The following is a 16,898-nucleotide window of genomic DNA, read 5'->3' on the forward strand; positions in this document are numbered from 1 at the left end:
CAGTCGGCATACGACCGGCCGCGGCAGCCCAGTGGCCGGACCTACCGAAGCCGAGCCATCAGAGCGTGCTCCACGAGAGTGATCAGCGCCGACTTCGCATCGGCACGATGCCGCGCGTCGGTCGTGATGATCGGGGTGTCAGGCCCGATCTGCAGGGCCTCGCGGACCTCTTCGGGGTTGTAGGGCTGGTTGCCGTCGAAGCCGTTGAGGGCGATGACGAACGGCAGGCCCGAGTTCTCGAAGTAGTCGACCGCGGGGAAGCAGTCGGCGAGACGGCGGGTGTCGACCAGGACGATCGCGCCGATGGCGCCGCGTACCAGGTCGTCCCACATGAACCAGAAGCGGTCCTGACCGGGGGTGCCGAACAGGTACAGGATCAGGTCCTGGTCCAGGGTGATGCGGCCGAAGTCCATGGCGACCGTCGTGGTCGTCTTGTCCCCGGTGTGGGTGAGGTCGTCGATGCCGGCAGACGCGGACGTCATCACGGCCTCTGTGCGCAGCGGGTTGATCTCCGAGACGGCGCCGACGAACGTGGTCTTGCCCACGCCGAAGCCGCCCGCCACCACGATCTTCGCGGAGGTGGTGGAGCGGGAAGGACCGCCGCTAGAGCTTGCGAAGTCCACTGAGCACCCTTTCGAGCAGTGTCACGTCTGGCTGGCCACCGGCGTTCTCGTCGCCGCCGGGCTGATGGATGGCGACCAGGCCCGCCTCCGCCAAGTCGGCGACGAGGATCCTGGCCACGCCGAGAGGGATCGACAGCAGGGCCGAGACTTCGGCCACCGACTTGATCTCCCGGCAGAGGTTGCAGATCCGCTGATGCTCGGGCAGCTGGCCCTGCATCTGGTGCGGCTGCGCGGTGGTGTGCACCAGCGCCTCGATGGCGAGCTGGTACCGCGGGCGGGTCCGGCCGCCGGTCATGGCGTACGGACGAACCAGGGGGTTGCTGGACCCCGAGGCCGGCGCCGACTCGGGGCGGCGCTGCGGCTGCACCGGCTGGATGCGCGGCGCCGGCGGCTGGTCGTACGGCGAGGGACCGGGGCCCTGCGGAGCGTACGGCTGCCGGTGGCTCGGCGTGGAGGGGAAGTTGTACCGGTTCCCGGAACCGTCGCCCTGGCCCTGCGCAGGCCCGTACGACCAGTTGCCGTTATGAGAACCGCCTGGGGGTGTTGCCACTTTCTCTCCTCCTCCGACCGTGCCGGGCACCCAACCTTGTGGAGCCGCGTCCCGAAACCTTACGGCCCCGGGACGCGAAAACGCACCGTCTGACTATTAGTTGAGAAGGCTTCCCTGGAGTTCCGCACGCAGATCCGGGGTAAGTACCGTGCCCGCGCGGTCCACCAAAAGGGCCATCTCGTACCCAATCAGGCCGATGTCGGCCTCCGGGTGCGCCAGGACCGCGAGCGAGGAACCATCGGAAATGGACATGATGAACAGGAACCCCCGCTCCATCTCCACAACCGTCTGATTCACGCTGCCGCCCTCGAAAATCCGGGAGGCGCCTGCCGTCAGAGACGTCAGACCGGAGGCGACGGCCGCGAGCTGGTCGGCGCGGTCGCGGGGGAAGCCTTCGGACATCGCCAGAAGGAGTCCGTCGGCGGAGACCACCACCGTGTGGGACACCCCCGGGGTGTTGTCCACGAAGTTGGTGATCAACCAGTTCAGGTTCTGTGCCGCCTGGCTCATCGGGCTCACACTAACGCTCCTGGTTGTAGGTGCTGTCAGGACCGAAGCCCTGGCCGTTCGTTTCACTGCCTGCGCTGCGTCCGCGCTGGACGCCTCGACGCAGGTTGCTCAGCCTGCCCCGGACGTCCTCCGGGGCGCGGGAGACCTGTGGGCCTCCCTGGGGGGTGCTCGCGGCGGCTCCCTCGACCAGGTTGGCCTTGGGTACCCGCCTCGGCAGGCCGGAGGAGGTGACCCCGCCCGCCTTGGGCTTGCGCAGCGCCGAGGCCTGCTGCCAGCGCTCGTCGTTCTGCGAACGCCAGGAGGTGTCGCCGGCCGGCTCGGGAGCCGAGGCCGCCGGTGCCGGAGCCGCCGGTGCCGCGGCCGGAGCGTGCTGCACGGGACCCGCGCCGTTCGGGCCGCCGGAGCCGCCGCCTACGGAGCCCCGGCGGGGCAGCCCGGCGTCGGTCAGCTGGTGGCCGTTGGAGGGGGCCGTTCCCGGACGGTCGAAGCCTACGTGGTTCCGCTCGTCCACGTCACCGGCCTGAGCCGACTCCGCTTCGGGAGCGTACTGGGCCGGGTAGCCGTTCGTGTAACCGTCCTGCTGCGGCCAGTCGTCCTGGTAGGGCTGCTCGCCGAAGGCCCCGAACGCCTCCGCGGCGGCGGGCTCCTCCCGGACCGGCTCCTGATAAGCGGGTTCCGGGTAGCCGCCGTTGGCGGAGAACGCGTCGGGGGAGAACGTGTCGTTCTGCGGCAGGCCGCCGTTGGGCGCGTAGTACTGCTCGTCGTACGTGCCCTGCGGCTGCTCCTGGTACGCCGGCTGCCCGTCGTAGCCCGTGGGCTGCTCCTGGAAGCCCGTACCGCTCGGGTCGTAGCCCTGCCGGCCGCTGTCGAACTCGTCGACGTACGCCGGGTTCTCAGTGGTCTCCTGCGGGGCCTGTGCGGCCTGCGGGGGCTGCGCCTGGGCCTCCAGGGCCGCACGGCGCTCCTCGCGCATCAGGGAGCGGCCCACGGGGTCGAGGTCGCGGATGTCGTCGGGGACCTCGATGTAGCGGCTGTCGTCGAAGCCGAGTTCGGCCGCCGTACGCATCGGCTGGAGCTGCGGCTGGCCGAAGTTCTCGGGCTGGAACTGCTGCTCCGGGATGATCTGCGAGACCGTGAACTCGTCGCGGTCCAGCTGCTGTTCGCCGCCACCGCCGTGGGTGATCGCGTCCGGCAGCATGACCAGCGAGGTGGTGCCGGCCTGCTCGCCGGAGGGGCGCAGCTGGACCCGGATGCCGTGCCGGTCGGAGAGGCGGCCGACCACGAAGAGGCCCATGCGCTGGGAGATCGCGGCGTCCACGGTCGGCGGGTTGGCCAGCTTGTGGTTGATGTCCGCGAAGTCCTCGGCGGTGAGGCCGATGCCCTTGTCGTGGATCTCGATCATGATGCGGCCGTCGGGGAGACGGGTCGCGGTGACGCGGACCTTGGTCTGCGGCGAGGAGAACGTGGTGGCGTTCTCGAGGAGCTCGGCGAGCAGGTGCACGAGGTCGGTGACCGCACGGCCGTGGATCTCGGCCTCCGGGACGCCGGAGAGCTCGATGCGCTCGTACTGCTCCACCTCGGAGGAGGCGGCGCGCAGCACGTCGACCAGCGGGACCGGCTGGTCCCAGCGGCGGCCGGGCTCCTCGCCGGCGAGGACCAGGAGGTTCTCGCCGTTGCGGCGCATACGGGTCGCGAGGTGGTCCAGCCTGAAGAGGTTCTCCAGCTGGTCCGGGTCGGCCTCGTTGTTCTCCAGGTCGGTGATCAGGGTCAGCTGGCCCTCGATCAGCGACTGGTTGCGGCGCGACAGGTTGGTGAAGATCGCGTTGATGTTGCCCCGCAGCAGGGCCTGCTCGGCGGCGAGCCGCACGGCCTCGCGGTGGACCTGGTCGAAGGCGCGGGCGACTTCGCCGATCTCGTCGGTCGAGGTGATCGGGATCGGCGCCACCCTGGTGTCGACCCGGCCGGGGTCGGTGCGGGAGAGCTGGTCGACCAGCATCGGCAGGCGCTGCTCGGCGATGCCGAAGGCGGCGTTGCGCAGCTGGCGCATCGAGCGGGACATCTGGCGGGCCACCATGCCGGCCAGGATGAACGCGGCGAGCAGGGCGACCATGACCGCGGCACCGGTGATGAACGCGTCCGTCTTCGCGTTGTCGGCGATGTCGGAGGCCTCGCTCACCGCCTTGTCGGCCATGTCCGACTCGATCGTGCGGTAGGCGTTGTACTTGAGGGTGTTGACCGTCCACCAGTTCTCGGCGGTGATGCCCTGGGTGGCCAGCGCCTGGCGGGTGCCGGGGTCGGTGTCCTTGAGCGTCGCCAGCGCCGAGACCATCGTGGTGGAGCCGGACGGCGGGGCCACGTAGTTCGGGTCCTTGGCCTTGGCCTGCTGGACCAGGGCCGCGCCGTCGGTCTTGATCTTCTTCTCGAGATCGGTCAGCTTCTGCGCGTCGGCCTCGGTACCACCGCCGACGTACTCCTCGACGGCGATGCCCTCGAGGTAGGCGTACGAGGAGAGGGCGACCCGCTGGGTGGCCAGGTTGCCGGCGTCCGGACCGGGCTTGATCAGCAGGTGCATGCCGATCGACCGCTCCAGCGAAAGGGCCGCCTTGGTGAGCGAGATGGCGTAGACGGTACGGCCGTAAGAGGTGATGTTTCCGGTGCCCAGACCGAGCTCGTTCGCGAACTCCATCAGCGGGTGGGCGATCTGGGTGTAACCCTCTTCGGTCTTCACGCCGGTGAGCTTGGTGGTGTACGCGGCCGCGCGCAGGTTCGTGAGCTGCGGCTCGGCCTCGCGGAACAGCTTCAGACGGCGTTCCAGACCCGGCTTCTGCGGCATGTTCTGCGCGGCGGCGTCGAAGGCGTCGGCGGCCTTGTCGGTCGCCGCCCGCGCGTCCGTGACGGTCTTCTTGTCGTCCGCGTTCTGCAACTTGCCCTTGAGCAGGGGCGCCGCGGTGGAGTCACGCTCGTTGTAGAGGGCGTCGCCGTAGGTCAGGGCGGCCCGGACCAGGCGCGCGGTGTTCTCCGCGTCCTGGGCCTCCTGCCAGGTGTCGATGGAGCTCTTCACCTGGAAGCCGCCCATGATCAGGCCGACGACCACGGGTATGAGCAGGATCGCGTTCAGCCTGGTCGGCACTCGCCAGTTCCGCGGGGAGAAACGGCCGCCGCTCTTCGCGGGCGCGGCCGGTGGTTCCGCGGCTGGCACAGGGGTGGGCGCCGCAGCGCGCGGCGGCGGGGTGAAGTTGCCCCGTGCCGACGGCTCGGGACCGTTCTTGCTTCGCCTCACTCGACCAACAACCTCTCGGCGGCGGGCACCTATCGTCGTGCCGCAGTCTCTCAGAGCCCGGTGTGTCTCAGACCACTACTCAGTACGTCTTTGACTAATGGGCAGTTCAGGCATTCCAGCACGGGGGCCGGTGCACTTCCAAACAGTCCATTGGGGCAGAGCGCACGGATGTAAGCCCCAGATAAAACGGTCATAAAGAGCGAGCCCCGCCAAAAGGCGGGGCCATTGTGAGCGCAGCGGCACCGCGCGACCGCGACGCGTGGCGATACCACTGGATTCCTCTGCCGAAACGTTATGAACACCGGAGCCGACCGTGTCAAAGGCCACAGTCGGCTCCGGTTTCCTTACGACAACTGCCGTACACGACGACGGACTTGGCTACGGCGCCGTGGCTACCGCAGGCGCGCCATGAGGGCGTGCTCCACCAGCGTGATCAGCGCGCTCTTCGCATCGGCGCGGTGCCGGGCGTCGGTCGTGATGATCGGCGCGTCCGGTCCGATCTGCAGTGCCTCGCGCACCTCTTCGGGTGTGTAGGGCTGGTGTCCGTCGAAGCCGTTGAGGGCTATGACGAACGGCAGACCGCTGTTCTCGAAGTAGTCCACGGCCGGGAAGCAGTCGGCCAGACGCCGGGTGTCCACGAGCACCACCGCGCCGATCGCACCGCGTACCAGGTCGTCCCACATGAACCAGAAACGGTCCTGACCGGGCGTGCCGAACAGGTACAGGATCAGGTCCTGGTCGAGCGTGATGCGGCCGAAGTCCATGGCCACCGTGGTGGTGGTCTTGTCCCCGGTGTGGGTCAGGTCGTCGATGCCCGCCGAGGCGGACGTCATCACGGCCTCCGTGCGCAGCGGGTTGATCTCGGAGACCGCTCCCACGAACGTGGTCTTGCCGACGCCGAAGCCGCCCGCCACCACGATCTTCGCGGAGGTGGTGGCCCGCCCTCCGTCAGAGCTTGCGAAGTCCACTGAGCACCCTTTCGAGCAGCGTCACGTCAGGAGCGCCGCCGTTGTTCTCGTCGCCGCCCGGCTGGTGGATGGCGACCAGGCCGGCCTCGGCGAGGTCGGCCACCAGGATCCGGGCCACGCCGAGCGGCATGGCGAGCAGCGCCGACACCTCGGCCACCGACTTCACCTCACGGCACAGGTGGCAGATGCGCTGGTGCTCCGGGAGCAGCCCCATGAGCGCTGCCGGGTCGGCCGTCGTGCTGATCAGCGCCTCGATGGCGAGCTGGTAGCGCGGCCGGGTCCGGCCGCCGGTCATCGCGTAAGGACGTACCAGCGGCTGGTCGCCCTCGTCCCCGTACGGCTCCGCGTACGGATCATGAGAGGCGGTGGGCGGGGTCATCGTTCCTCCGGGCGGGACAGCAAGTCGGTCGGGCTAGCCGTCGGACGTGGCCGGTGGGGGGATTGTGGCGGCCGGACGGTGATTTGGTGAGGCGGGTTGGATCCGGGCTGTCAGTGGAGCAGACTGCCTTGCAGTTCGGCCCGCAGGTCGGGCGTGAGCACGGCGCCCGCGCGGTCGACCAGGAGCGCCATCTCGTAGCCGACGAGACCGATGTCGCACTCCGGGTGGGCAAGGACCGCGAGGGACGAGCCGTCGGAGATGGACATCAGGAAGAGAAAGCCGCGTTCCATCTCGACGACCGTCTGCGCCACGTTGCCGCCCTCGAAGATCCGGGAGGCCCCGGCCGTCAGCGAGGTGAGCCCGGACGCGACGGCCGCCAGCTGGTCGGCACGGTCGCGTGGGAAGCCTTCGGACATCGCCAGAAGGAGACCGTCGGCGGACACGACGACGGTGTGGGACACACCTGGGGTGTTGTCCACGAAGTTGGTGATCAACCAGTTCAGGTTCTGTGCCGCCTGGCTCATCGGACTCAACTAACGCTCCTGCTGGTGAGTGGGGCTCGGGAAAGTGCCGGTCTGCGGGCCGGTGCCGGCCTGTCGACCCTGTGCGATACCCCGACGGAGATTGGTCAGCCGGCCGCGAACGTCATCAGGCGAACGCGAGACCTGCGGACCCGCTTGGTGCTGTTGCTGCTGTGCCGTGCCCGGGACGAGGTTCGCCCGCGGGACCCGGCGCGGCAGACCGGAGGTGGTGACACCGCCCGCCGCCGGCTGCCGTACGCGCTCCGCCTGCCGGACGAGGTCGTCGTTCGGGGAGGTGCGCCAGGCTGCCTGGGCGGGACGCTGGGGGGCCGCGGCGACGGGGGCCGGCGGCTGGGCGGGCACCGGCGGGACCGGCGGAACCGGTGCCGAGCCGTTGCCGTTGCTCTGGGGGCGCTGCTGCTCCTGCTGGCCGCCGTGGAACCAGTTGGTCTCCAGCGTGTCGTACAGCGGGGTACGACCGTCGCCGGGGCCGGTGGCCGGCGGCAGCGCCTCCGGCTCCTGGCGGACCGGCGGGCGCTGCGGCGCACCGTAGTCGAGGCCGCGGCCGTTGGTCCCCGGACGCTCGAACTGGCCCGTGCCGTACTGGCCGTTGCCGTTCTGGCCGTTGCCCGCGTAGCCGTTCTGCCGGCCGGGAAGGGAGTGCTGCCCGGTGGAGCTGCCGTCGTAGGACGGCGTGGCGAACTGGCCGGCGGAGCCGTTGTCGTAGGCCTGCGGAGCGGCGAACTGCCCGGTGTTCTGGGAGCCGTTGCCGTTCTGCGGCCCGGTCGGCGTGCCGAAGACGTCGGAGCGCACGAACTGGCCGGAGTCCTGCTGGCCGTTCACGTTCGGCCGCGGGAACGAGCCGGTGTCGTGCTGGCCGTTCACGTTCGGCCGCGGGAACGAACCGGTGTCCTGCGGGCGGGTGGTGCCGGGCCGCGGGAACGAGCCCGTGTTCTGCGAGCCGTTCGGGGCGTTGAAGTCCGGGCGCGGGAACTCGCCGGTCGACGGGGCCTGCGGGATCGCCGGCATCTGCGAGGTGGCGCCGAGATCCTGCCGGTCGTCGATGCGGGGCATCGGCGCGGTGTGGCTCGGGTCCTGCTCGTCGTGGCCGCGCGGGGTGTCCAGCGAGGCACGGGAGAGCGGCGGCTGGGCGTTGTCGTCGCTCCAGCTGGGCCGGCCCGCCGGCGGGTTGGCACCGGGGAGTTCGGCCCGCGGCCCGCCGCGCGGCGGCAGCTGGGGCTGACGGCCCTGGTCGGAGGAGTTCGCGGAGCGCTGCGGAGGGACCGGGCCGCGGTTGCCGAAGGCGTCCTGGCCGCCGAAGTCCTGCGGGGTGCCGAACGCGTCCTGGTTGCCGAAGCCGCCGGCACCCGTGTTCGGTCGGCCCTGCGAGCCGCGTCCGCCACCCTGCGTACCGGGACGGCCGCCGTTGGGACCCGCGCCGGGCAGCGCGGCCCGGGGACCCTGGCCGGTGCCGACCTGGCCGCGCGGACCCGCACCGGCACCGAGCAGCCCGCCACCGGAGGGAGCGCCGGAACCGAGGGCACCACCGCGGCCACCGGCCGCGGCGGCACCGCCGCCGAGCGCCGGAGCGGGGGCACCCGCGCCGAGCGAGCCGCCGGCACCGCCCTGGCCGTTGCCGCGACGGGCGGCGGCCGCACCGGCCGCGGCCTGCGCGGCGGCCGGACCGCCGGACTGAGCCGGGGCACCGGGCTTGCCGGGAGCGGGCTTCTTGCCGCCCTGGGCGACGTCGACCGGGAGCATGACCAGCGCGGTCGTGCCACCGGAGTCGGACGGGCGCAGCTGGATGCGGATGCCGTGCCGCTGCGACAGACGACCGACCACGAACAGACCCATGCGGCGGGAGACCGAGACGTCCACGGTGGGCGGCGAGGCGAGCCGCTCGTTGATCGCCGCGAGGTCCTCGGGGGAGAGGCCGATACCGGTGTCGTGGATCTCGATCAGCACCCGGCCGTCGGGCAGCGCGTGACCGGTGACCTTGACCTTGGTCTGCGGGGAGGAGAACGAGGTGGCGTTCTCGAGGAGCTCGGCGAGCAGGTGCACGAGGTCGTTGACCACGCGGCCGGCCACTTCGGTGGTCGGCACGGCGGCCAGCTCGATGCGCTCGTACTGCTCCACCTCGGACGCGGCGGCGCGGAGCACGTCGACCAGCGGGACCGGGCGGGTCCAGCGGCGGCCGGGCTCTTCACCGGCGAGGACGAGGAGGTTCTCACCGTTACGGCGCATACGCGTCGCGAGGTGGTCGAGCTTGAAGAGGGAGGACAGCTGGTCCGGGTCGGCCTCGCGGGACTCCAGTTCGGAGATGAGCGAGAGCTGACGCTGGATGAGGCCCTGGGAGCGGCGCGAGAGGTTGGTGAACATCGCGTTGACGTTGCCCCGCAGGAGGGCCTGCTCGGCGGCGAGGCGGACCGCCTCGCGGTGCACGTCGTCGAAGGCCGCGGCCACCTGGCCGATCTCGTCCCGGGAGTGCACACCGACCGACTCCACGGACGTGTCGACGTCCTGCGGGTCGGACTCGGAGAGCTGCTTGACCAGCTCGGGCAGGCGGTCCTGGGCGACCTTGGTGGCGGTCTCCTGGAGGCGGCGCAGCGAGCGGATCATGGAGCGGGCCACGATGAAGGCGCCGACCAGCGAGACACCGAGGACGAGCAGGATCAGTGCACCGGAGATGATCGCCGACTGCTCGGAGGAGTTGCGCAGCTCGCGCGCCTTCTGCTCCATGTCCTCGAGCAGCGTGTGCTCGATCTTCTGCATCTGCTCGATCTTGGTCGAGCTGTCGTCGACCCAGTCGAGGTAGGAGCGCTTGCTGAGCTCGTTCAGACCGTTCTGGGCGCCGAGCGCACGCTTGGCGTAGGTGTCGGCGGCCTCGATCGTCGGGTTGTTCCCGTCGATCGGGCTGAGCAGGTCGGCCGCGTTGCCGGCGTAGATCTTCCGGAAGATCGTCAGCTCGGAGGTCTCGCTCTCCTGGGCGGACTCGCCGTACAGGCGGTCGTTCTCGGAGAGGTCGCCGGCGCTGGTGCCGTTGGCGGGCAGGGCCGCGGCGATGACGGCGCGCTGCACGGACGCGTACTCCTTGGCGGTGGAGAACGCCGCCAGGGCGCGGGTGCGCTGGATCATCTCCGGGTTGCTGGAGGCCTGCGCCATGTCCTGGGAGAGGTCGATCAGCTGGGTGATCAGCCGGTGGTAGGCCTCGACCGTCTGGGTCGAGTTCTCCTTCTGCTGATAGGCGTCCTTGCGGATCTTCGCCAGGTCGTCCAGCTGGCCGGCCAGACCGACGAGGCTGTCGCGGACGCCCTGGAGCTGACCGTTCTTGCTGGCGGTGTCGATTTCCTCGGAGGCGTTGAGGAAGTTCTCGCGGGCGCGGTCGGTGTCGTCCTCGAGGCCCTTGACCGCGGAGCTCGTGGGCGAGCCACCGTGCGCCAGCGGACCGGCCGTCTTGTCGCGCTCGGCCTGGAGCGCGGTGGCCAGCTCGGTCGCCTGCGTGGTCATGTCCGTCAGCAGCTGCATGTTGTCGAGCTGCTGGATGCTGTCGAGCGACTGGTTGATGCGCACCGCGCCCAGCGTCGTCGCCGCCACCACGGGGAGCGCGAGCAGCGACACCAGACGCGTGGAGATGCGCCAGTTGCGCAGGGCTATGCGCGAGCCGGGGTTGGACGGACCCTTCGCGGGCTTGACCGTCGGAGTCGGAGTAGCGGTCGGCTGGGGACCCGAGCCCGAAGACGCCGACACGGCGGGGCGCCCGGAGCGCTCACCGCCGTCACCGCCGGCCGGGGTCTGGCCCGGGTTCTGGGCGTGCTGGGGCGAGGAACCGCGGTCGGTCCCGCCGTGCGCCTCCGGCTCCGCCGAAGCGCTGCCATCCCTCTTGAAACGTCCCTGCACTAGCGTCGCAACCTCTGGACCAGGCGCCCTTCCGGGAACGGAAGGACACGGTGTCGGCGTTGAACGGGGAGCGCCCTGAATACGCACCCTGTTGGTCGGAGTGTGACCGGCGCTGGCTCCCCCTGTCTCGCCGCCACTCGGCGCTGCGTTGCGCCCCCTGCGCGCCGGCTCGTTCCTGCGGCGGTCCGTGGAATTCCAGCACAGTGCCGGATCTCCAACAAGGGCCGTGGACCGAGCTGTGACCTCCGTGACAGCGTGTGAGTGACACGTTACGAGATGTGGAAGCCGATCGCGTACATAAAGGGCGTATCCCTGTCAGTTGCCGGTGCGCAGCCCGTGTCCCAGTCGCCATGATCAGGAGCGGAATGACAGGTTCAGTTCGCCAATGTCCGTTTCGTTGTGGTGAGTTGTCAGTCGGATATGACCGCTTTGCCCTCGAGGTCGTGAGCAAACTCACACGTAGATCCGGGCTTCTTCGCGACTTCGGCCGGGAATTCGATGTTTAGCCTGGCGCTTTACAAGAGGGAAGTCTCTGCCAACCCACACATGACAGGGTCCACTGCAACCGTGAAGACGACGATGATGTTCCGCAACATAGCCAACCCCCGGCGCACCACCCTCGCCCACCTCAAGGACGCCGAGGAACTTCAGACCCCCGAGCTGCCCGAGCACTCCCTCGATCTCCCCTCCCAGACCGCCAACCCCCGGCGCACGATCCTCATGGAGATCCCGGCCGGGATCTCGGTCGCGGAGTAGTACGGGACCCGGCCGCCGATCACTCACCCACTCGGTGACCGGGTTATTCTGCGGCGGCCACCCCTTACCGCGTTAGCCTGGAGCGTCAGACTCCAGCCGGCTCAGTGAGGGGCGCCAGGATCCCGTGCGCATCGCCAGGTTCTCCATCGACGGGAACGTCGCCTTCGGCGCCGTCGAGGGCGACAAGCAGGACGAACTCGTCCTCGACATCATCAAGGGCATTCCGTTCGCGGACTTCGAGCTCTCCGGTACGAAGGTCCCGCTGAGCAAGGTCCGCCTGCTCCCGCCGGTGCTCCCCAACAAGGTCGTCGCCTACGGCCGCAACTACGCGGAGCACGCGAAGGAGCTGGGCAACGAGGTCCCGGACGCCCCCTTCGCCTTCTTCAAGCCGTCCACCTCGGTGATCGGCTCCGGCGACGACATCCAGTACCCGTCCTTCTCCCAGGACCTCCACCACGAGGCCGAACTGGCCGTGGTCATCGGCCGCATGTGCCGCGAGGTCCCGCGCGAGCGCGCCGCGGACGTCATCCTCGGCTACACCTGCGCCAACGACGTCACCGCCCGCGACGTCCAGAAGCGCGAGAAGCAGTGGGCGCGAGCCAAGGGCTTCGACACCTCCTGCCCGCTCGGCCCCTGGGTCGAGACGGGCCTGGACCTCGCCACCGCGTCCGACCTGACGATCCAGCTCACGGTCAACGGCGAACAGCGCCAGCTCGGCCGTACGAGCGAGATGATCCACTCCATCGCGGACCTGATCGTCCACATCACCGAGGCCATGACGCTGCTCCCCGGCGACGTCATCCTCACCGGCACCCCGGCAGGGGTCGGCCCCCTCAGCGTCGGCGACGAGGTCGCCGTCACCATCGAAGGCATCGGCACTCTCACCAACAAGGTTGTCAAGCGTGGCTAGCGCACCCTCCCCCAGGCCCTCGACTTCGCTCGCGCTGGGGGTACCCCCACGCGTACGTTTCTGCCCCTCGCCCACCGGTAACCCCCATGTGGGCCTGGTCCGCACCGCCCTGTTCAACTGGGCGTTCGCCCGGCACCACAAGGGCACCCTGGTCTTCCGCATCGAGGACACCGACGCGGCCCGCGACTCCGAGGAGTCGTACCAGCAGCTGCTCGACGCGATGCGCTGGCTGGGCTTCGACTGGGACGAGGGCCCCGAGATCGGCGGCCCGCACGCGCCCTACCGCCAGTCGCAGCGCATGGACATCTACGCCGACGTCGCGCGGAAGCTCCTCGAGGCCGGCCACGCCTACCACTGCTACTGCTCCCAGGAGGAGCTGGACAGCCGCCGCGAGGCCGCCCGCGCCGCCGGCAAGCCGTCCGGCTACGACGGCCACTGCCGCGACCTCACCGCCGAGCAGGTCGAGGAGTACCGCGCCCAGGGCCGCACCCCGATCGTCCGCTTCCGGATGCCCGACGAGACGATCACCTTCACGGACCTGGTCCGCGGCGAGCTGACCTTCACCCCGGAGAACGTCCCGGACTACGGCATCGTCCGCGCCAACGGCGCCCCGCTGTACACGCTGGTCAACCCGGTCGACGACGCCCTCATGGAGATCACCCACGTCCTGCGCGGCGAGGACCTGCTCTCCTCCACCCCGCGCCAGATCGCCCTCTACAAGGCGCTGACCGAGCTGGGCATCGCCAAGCAGACCCCGGCCTTCGGCCACCTCCCGTACGTCATGGGCGAGGGCAACAAGAAGCTCTCCAAGCGCGACCCGCAGTCCTCCCTGAACCTCTACCGGGAGCGCGGCTTCCTGCCCGAGGGCCTGCTCAACTACCTCTCCCTGCTGGGCTGGTCGCTCTCCGCGGACCAGGACATCTTCTCGATCGACGAGATGGTCGCGGCCTTCGACATCTCCGACGTGAACCCCAACCCGGCCCGCTTCGACCTGAAGAAGTGCGAGGCGATCAACGCCGACCACATCCGGCTGCTGGACGTGAAGGACTTCACCGAGCGCTGCGCCCCCTGGCTGAAGGCTCCCTTCGCCCCCTGGGCCCCGGAGGACTTCGACGAGGCGAAGTGGGAGGCGATCGCCCCGCACGCCCAGACCCGCCTGAAGGTCCTCTCGGAGATCACCGAGAACGTCGACTTCCTGTTCCTTCCCGAGCCGGTCGAGGACGAGGCGTCCTGGACCAAGGCGATGAAGGAGGGCAGCGACGCCCTCCTGGCCACGGCCCGCGAGAAGCTCGAGTCGGCCGACTGGACCTCTCCCGAGTCCCTGAAGGAGGCCGTCCTGGCCGCCGGCGAGGCCCACGGTCTCAAGCTCGGCAAGGCCCAGGCCCCGGTCCGGGTGGCCGTCACCGGCCGCACGGTCGGCCTGCCGCTCTTCGAGTCCCTGGAGATCCTGGGCAAGGAGAAGACGCTGGCCCGGATCGACGCGGCGCTTGCGAAGCTGGCGGCGTAACACTCAGGCACGTGTGAGGGGCGGCACCCAGTGACTCCGGGTACCGCCCCTCAGCCGTTCGCGTCAGACCGCGTCGGCCTCGTCGACCAGGTAGGTGAACTCGTCGAAGATCTCCAGGACGACGACGACCATGATCGCGCCCGCGACCATGTATTCCAGCATCACGCCGGGGGCCACGTACGCCTTCCTGAGGTGTTCGTCGGGGCCGAGTTGCGCTGTCGCAGCCTTGCGGAAGGGATCACGCGCCAGTATCCGCACGGCCTTGTCCAGCTGGGCTCGACGCTCGCCGGGCAGACCGTCGTAGGCCGCACGGGCCTCGACGGTGAACTGGACTCGGTACTCGCTCATGTCCCCAGTGTGCCAGTCTGTGAGGGTGATCAGAGCCGTGGTGTGGGACGTCGACGACACCCTCTTCGACTACACGAGTGCCGACCGCGAGGGCATGCGGGCGCATCTTGCGGCGGAGGGGCTGCTGGCCGGCTGGGCGAGCGCGGAGGCGGCGCTGGTGCGGTGGCGGGAGATCACCGACCAGCAGTGGGCGCGGTTCTCGGCGGGCGAGCTCTCCTTCGAGGACCAGCGCCGCGACCGGGTGCGGGTGTTCCTGGAGACGGAGCTGACCGACGCCGAGGCCGACGACTGGTTCCGCCGGTACCTGACGCACTACGAGGCCGTCTGGGCCCTCTTCCCGGACGTCCTGCCCGCCCTGGACGCCCTCGCGGCCGGCTACCGGCACGCCGTGCTCTCCAACTCCAGCCTGCACGTCCAGGACCGCAAGCTGCGCACGCTCGGCGTCCACCACCGGTTCGAGGCCGTCCTCTGCGCCGCCGAACTGGGCGTCTCCAAGCCGGCGGCCGGCGCCTTCCTGGCGGCCTGCGAGGCGCTGGAACTCGCGCCGCACGAGGTCGCGTACGTCGGAGACCACCCGGAGATCGACGGGCGCGGCGCCGCCGACGCCGGACTGCTGTCGGTGTGGATCGACCGCTACGGACTCTCCGCGGGCCCGGCCACCAGGACCGACGCACCCCTCGGCCCGCACCGGATCGCCTCCCTCGCCGAACTGCCCGCGCTCCTCCGCGCCGATACCCGTTTTGGAGCCCCGTCCACCTTCAGGTAATGTTCTTCCTGCGCCGCCGGGGAGCGGGCCGAAAGGCCGGAACCGGAGGCGCGAAACTAGAACAAGATCCCCTCAGGGGCTTGCGTTCCAGTGGCCTATGGTGTAATTGGCAGCACGACTGATTCTGGTTCAGTTAGTCTTGGTTCGAGTCCAGGTAGGCCAGCTCGCAGAGCTCATCTGCAAAGCCCCCGTTGTGTAGCGGCCTAGCACGCTGCCCTCTCAAGGCAGTAGCGCCGGTTCGAATCCGGTCGGGGGTACGGAGATCTTCCACGGATGATCGCTAGGGCCCCCGTTGTGTAGCGGCCTAGCACGCCGCCCTCTCAAGGCGGTAGCGCCGGTTCGAATCCGGTCGGGGGTACGAACTGGTCTAAACCATCATTGGTCTATGGTGTAATTGGCAGCACGACTGATTCTGGTTCAGTTAGTCTTGGTTCGAGTCCAGGTAGACCAGCTGGGATCTGCGGCGTTGTACATTAAACGCTTGTAAGATCCACGCCCCCGTTGTGTAGCGGCCTAGCACGCCGCCCTCTCAAGGCGGTAGCGCCGGTTCGAATCCGGTCGGGGGTACGTGAAAGAAGGCCCTCCGCTTCGGCGGGGGGCCTTCTGCCTGTGCGTGCGGCGCCCTACTCGAAGCCGTAGCGCCGGGCCGACTCCTCCTCCTGGGCCAGCCGGTGCAGGGCCTGCAGCATCGGCTCCACCAGCACGGCGCTGGCCACCGCGGCCTCCGCCTTCTCCTCCTCCGACGGATGCGTCTCCAGGAAGTCCAGGTCGGCGACGGCCGCCTGGTACATCAACTTCGCGCGCGGTACGAGGAGTTCGGCGTCCCAGTCGTAGCCGAGCCGGCGGAAGGCGGCCAGTGCGACCACCAGCCGGCGGTACGCGGGGGAGATGGTCGTCAGCTGCCTGGCGTTCTCCCAGCCGAGCGTGTCCAGCAGGGCGTCGGCCTCCCGGTGCGCGGCCCGTACGTACTCGTCGTCCTCGTCCGGCTCCGGCACCTGCGGCAGCGCCCACAGGGCGGCGCCCACCCGGATCGTGCGGCCCAGCGAGTCGTCGTCGACGTGCCCGAGCACCTCGCGGACCGTCGCCACGGGGATCCGCCCTACCTGGATCATCGCCCGCACCAGCCGCAGCCGCCGCAGGTGCTCCTCGTCGTACTCCGCGGTGGTGGCGTTGACCTGGCGGCCGGGCGGCAACAGCCCCTCGCGCAGGTAGTACTTGATCGTCGCGGCGGACACCCCGCTGCGCTCGCTCAACCGGGCAAGCCGCATGTCTTGCGTGCCTCCTTGGTAAGTGCCACTATCCAAGCATCGGCAGAAGGATAGTGCCGCTATCCGACAGGTCTCCGGGGGTGCCGTTACTCATGTTCACCAAACCGATTCCGGGCCGTACGACCGCTGCCCGCGAGGGCGACGCGGTGGTCCTGCTCATCGGCATGCGCATCAACCACTTCTGGGCGGTCCACCAGTGGCTCCCGGTCATGCTGTCGATGTTCCGCATGCTGAAGGAGCTCGCCCGGGACCCCGGCCGGGGGCTGCTCGGCCGCATCCTGCTGACGGCGTCGCCGCGGACGTACTACGTCGTCCAGTACTGGGAGTCGAAGGAGAAGCTGTACGCGTACGCGAGTTCGCCGGAGATGCTCCACCACGGGATGTGGAGCATCGTGAACCGCAAGGAGCGCGCGGGGAAGGTCCGCGGCCACGTGGGCCTGTGGCACGAGACGTACGTGGCGCCCGAGGGCGGGTACGAGTCGATCTACTTCGACATGCCGGAGTTCGGCCTGGGCGCGGCGAGCGGGGTGCTGCCGCTGGAACGCCGGGGGCGCTACGGGAAGGACCGGCTCGCTCATAGAAGCGCCGGCAACAGCGCCCCGTAAGGCGCGCTGG

The 16,898-nt window shown here is 69.7% G+C and carries 15 protein-coding genes and 5 tRNA genes; 10 read left to right on the forward strand and 10 right to left on the reverse strand.

Annotated elements, in window-relative coordinates:
• Positions 1-41: 41 nt before the first annotated feature.
• The 8 genes from ACFY0P_RS39520 to ACFY0P_RS39555 all read right to left on the reverse strand — a co-directional run bounded on the left by ACFY0P_RS39520 (position 42) and on the right by ACFY0P_RS39555 (position 10,728).
• Positions 42-623 (reverse strand): ATP/GTP-binding protein, encoded by a 582-nt coding sequence (locus ACFY0P_RS39520; RefSeq protein ID WP_046729246.1) that lies wholly within the window; start codon positions 621-623, stop codon positions 42-44.
• Complete coding sequence (locus tag ACFY0P_RS39525) at positions 604-1,173, reverse strand: DUF742 domain-containing protein (protein WP_388924852.1); 570 nt, start codon at positions 1,171-1,173, stop codon at positions 604-606. The genes ACFY0P_RS39520 and ACFY0P_RS39525 overlap by 20 nt, the downstream gene beginning before the upstream one ends.
• A 96-nt stretch (positions 1,174-1,269) precedes the next feature.
• Complete coding sequence (locus ACFY0P_RS39530; RefSeq protein WP_004983065.1) at positions 1,270-1,683, reverse strand: roadblock/LC7 domain-containing protein; 414 nt, start codon at positions 1,681-1,683, stop codon at positions 1,270-1,272.
• A 10-nt stretch (positions 1,684-1,693) separates the two neighbouring features.
• Positions 1,694-4,963, reverse strand: a complete 3,270-nt coding sequence (locus ACFY0P_RS39535; protein WP_388924855.1) for a nitrate- and nitrite sensing domain-containing protein — start codon at positions 4,961-4,963, stop codon at positions 1,694-1,696.
• A gap of 392 nt (positions 4,964-5,355) precedes the next feature.
• Complete coding sequence (locus tag ACFY0P_RS39540; protein WP_046729249.1) at positions 5,356-5,931, reverse strand: ATP/GTP-binding protein; 576 nt, start codon at positions 5,929-5,931, stop codon at positions 5,356-5,358.
• Entirely contained in the window at positions 5,912-6,310 is a 399-nt protein-coding gene (locus tag ACFY0P_RS39545; RefSeq protein WP_019058642.1) for a DUF742 domain-containing protein, read from the reverse strand. The genes ACFY0P_RS39540 and ACFY0P_RS39545 overlap by 20 nt, the downstream gene beginning before the upstream one ends.
• Positions 6,311-6,420: 110 nt before the next feature.
• Positions 6,421-6,834 (reverse strand): roadblock/LC7 domain-containing protein, encoded by a 414-nt coding sequence (locus tag ACFY0P_RS39550; protein ID WP_030382516.1) that lies wholly within the window; start codon positions 6,832-6,834, stop codon positions 6,421-6,423.
• A 9-nt stretch (positions 6,835-6,843) separates the two neighbouring features.
• Positions 6,844-10,728, reverse strand: a complete 3,885-nt coding sequence (locus ACFY0P_RS39555) for a nitrate- and nitrite sensing domain-containing protein (protein ID WP_388924858.1) — start codon at positions 10,726-10,728, stop codon at positions 6,844-6,846.
• Positions 10,729-11,295: 567 nt separating this feature from the next.
• Between ACFY0P_RS39555 and ACFY0P_RS39560 the strand changes: the two genes are divergently transcribed.
• From ACFY0P_RS39560 to gltX, 3 genes are all read left to right on the forward strand, one after another.
• Complete coding sequence (locus ACFY0P_RS39560) at positions 11,296-11,484, forward strand: hypothetical protein (RefSeq protein ID WP_351959709.1); 189 nt, start codon at positions 11,296-11,298, stop codon at positions 11,482-11,484.
• A gap of 124 nt (positions 11,485-11,608) precedes the next feature.
• Positions 11,609-12,394, forward strand: coding sequence for a fumarylacetoacetate hydrolase family protein (locus ACFY0P_RS39565; protein WP_388924861.1), 786 nt, complete (start codon positions 11,609-11,611; stop codon positions 12,392-12,394).
• Positions 12,387-13,901 (forward strand): glutamate--tRNA ligase, encoded by a 1,515-nt coding sequence (gltX, locus tag ACFY0P_RS39570; protein WP_388924864.1) that lies wholly within the window; start codon positions 12,387-12,389, stop codon positions 13,899-13,901. Before ACFY0P_RS39565 ends, gltX begins: the two co-directional genes overlap by 8 nt.
• A 63-nt stretch (positions 13,902-13,964) precedes the next feature.
• Here the strand turns inward: gltX and ACFY0P_RS39575 are convergent, their stop codons facing one another.
• A complete protein-coding gene (locus tag ACFY0P_RS39575) occupies positions 13,965-14,249 on the reverse strand; it encodes a type II toxin-antitoxin system RelE/ParE family toxin (protein ID WP_093498888.1) in 285 nt (94 codons plus the stop codon).
• Between the two features lie 25 nt (positions 14,250-14,274).
• On the opposite strand from ACFY0P_RS39575, the gene ACFY0P_RS39580 reads away from it, so the two are divergent.
• The 6 genes from ACFY0P_RS39580 to ACFY0P_RS39605 all read left to right on the forward strand — a co-directional run bounded on the left by ACFY0P_RS39580 (position 14,275) and on the right by ACFY0P_RS39605 (position 15,582).
• Positions 14,275-15,015, forward strand: coding sequence for an HAD family hydrolase (locus ACFY0P_RS39580; RefSeq protein ID WP_388924866.1), 741 nt, complete (start codon positions 14,275-14,277; stop codon positions 15,013-15,015).
• 91 nt (positions 15,016-15,106) lie between these two features.
• A tRNA-Gln gene (locus ACFY0P_RS39585) sits at positions 15,107-15,178 on the forward strand.
• A gap of 21 nt (positions 15,179-15,199) precedes the next feature.
• Positions 15,200-15,272 (forward strand) — tRNA-Glu (locus ACFY0P_RS39590).
• Between the two features lie 28 nt (positions 15,273-15,300).
• Positions 15,301-15,373: transfer RNA gene (locus ACFY0P_RS39595), tRNA-Glu, on the forward strand.
• A 21-nt stretch (positions 15,374-15,394) separates the two neighbouring features.
• Positions 15,395-15,466, forward strand: a tRNA-Gln gene (locus ACFY0P_RS39600).
• Between the two features lie 43 nt (positions 15,467-15,509).
• Positions 15,510-15,582, forward strand: a tRNA-Glu gene (locus ACFY0P_RS39605).
• Positions 15,583-15,638: 56 nt separating this feature from the next.
• Here ACFY0P_RS39605 and ACFY0P_RS39610 read toward each other — a convergent pair.
• Positions 15,639-16,283: a MerR family transcriptional regulator gene (locus ACFY0P_RS39610; protein WP_388924869.1), complete on the reverse strand. Its 645-nt coding sequence runs from the start codon at positions 16,281-16,283 to the stop codon at positions 15,639-15,641.
• Positions 16,284-16,375: 92 nt separating this feature from the next.
• Here ACFY0P_RS39610 and ACFY0P_RS39615 point away from each other — a divergent pair, with 92 nt between their 5' ends.
• Entirely contained in the window at positions 16,376-16,888 is a 513-nt protein-coding gene (locus tag ACFY0P_RS39615) for a DUF4188 domain-containing protein (protein WP_388924872.1), read from the forward strand.
• Positions 16,889-16,898 lie beyond the last annotated feature (10 nt).

Source organism: Streptomyces sp. NPDC001714 (assembly GCF_042892755.1).
Classification (GTDB): Bacteria; Actinomycetota; Actinomycetes; order Streptomycetales; family Streptomycetaceae; genus Streptomyces.

Coding starts and splice junctions, on each gene's coding strand:
- ACFY0P_RS39530 (WP_004983065.1), bottom strand. CDS start 1,683: ATGAGCCAGGCGGCACAGAACCTGAACTGGTTGATCACCAACTTCGTG.
- ACFY0P_RS39545 (WP_019058642.1), bottom strand. CDS start 6,310: ATGACCCCGCCCACCGCCTCTCATGATCCGTACGCGGAGCCGTACGGG.
- ACFY0P_RS39575 (WP_093498888.1), bottom strand. CDS start 14,249: ATGAGCGAGTACCGAGTCCAGTTCACCGTCGAGGCCCGTGCGGCCTAC.
- ACFY0P_RS39615 (WP_388924872.1), top strand. CDS start 16,376: ATGTTCACCAAACCGATTCCGGGCCGTACGACCGCTGCCCGCGAGGGC.
- ACFY0P_RS39550 (WP_030382516.1), bottom strand. CDS start 6,834: ATGAGCCAGGCGGCACAGAACCTGAACTGGTTGATCACCAACTTCGTG.
- ACFY0P_RS39610 (WP_388924869.1), bottom strand. CDS start 16,283: ATGCGGCTTGCCCGGTTGAGCGAGCGCAGCGGGGTGTCCGCCGCGACG.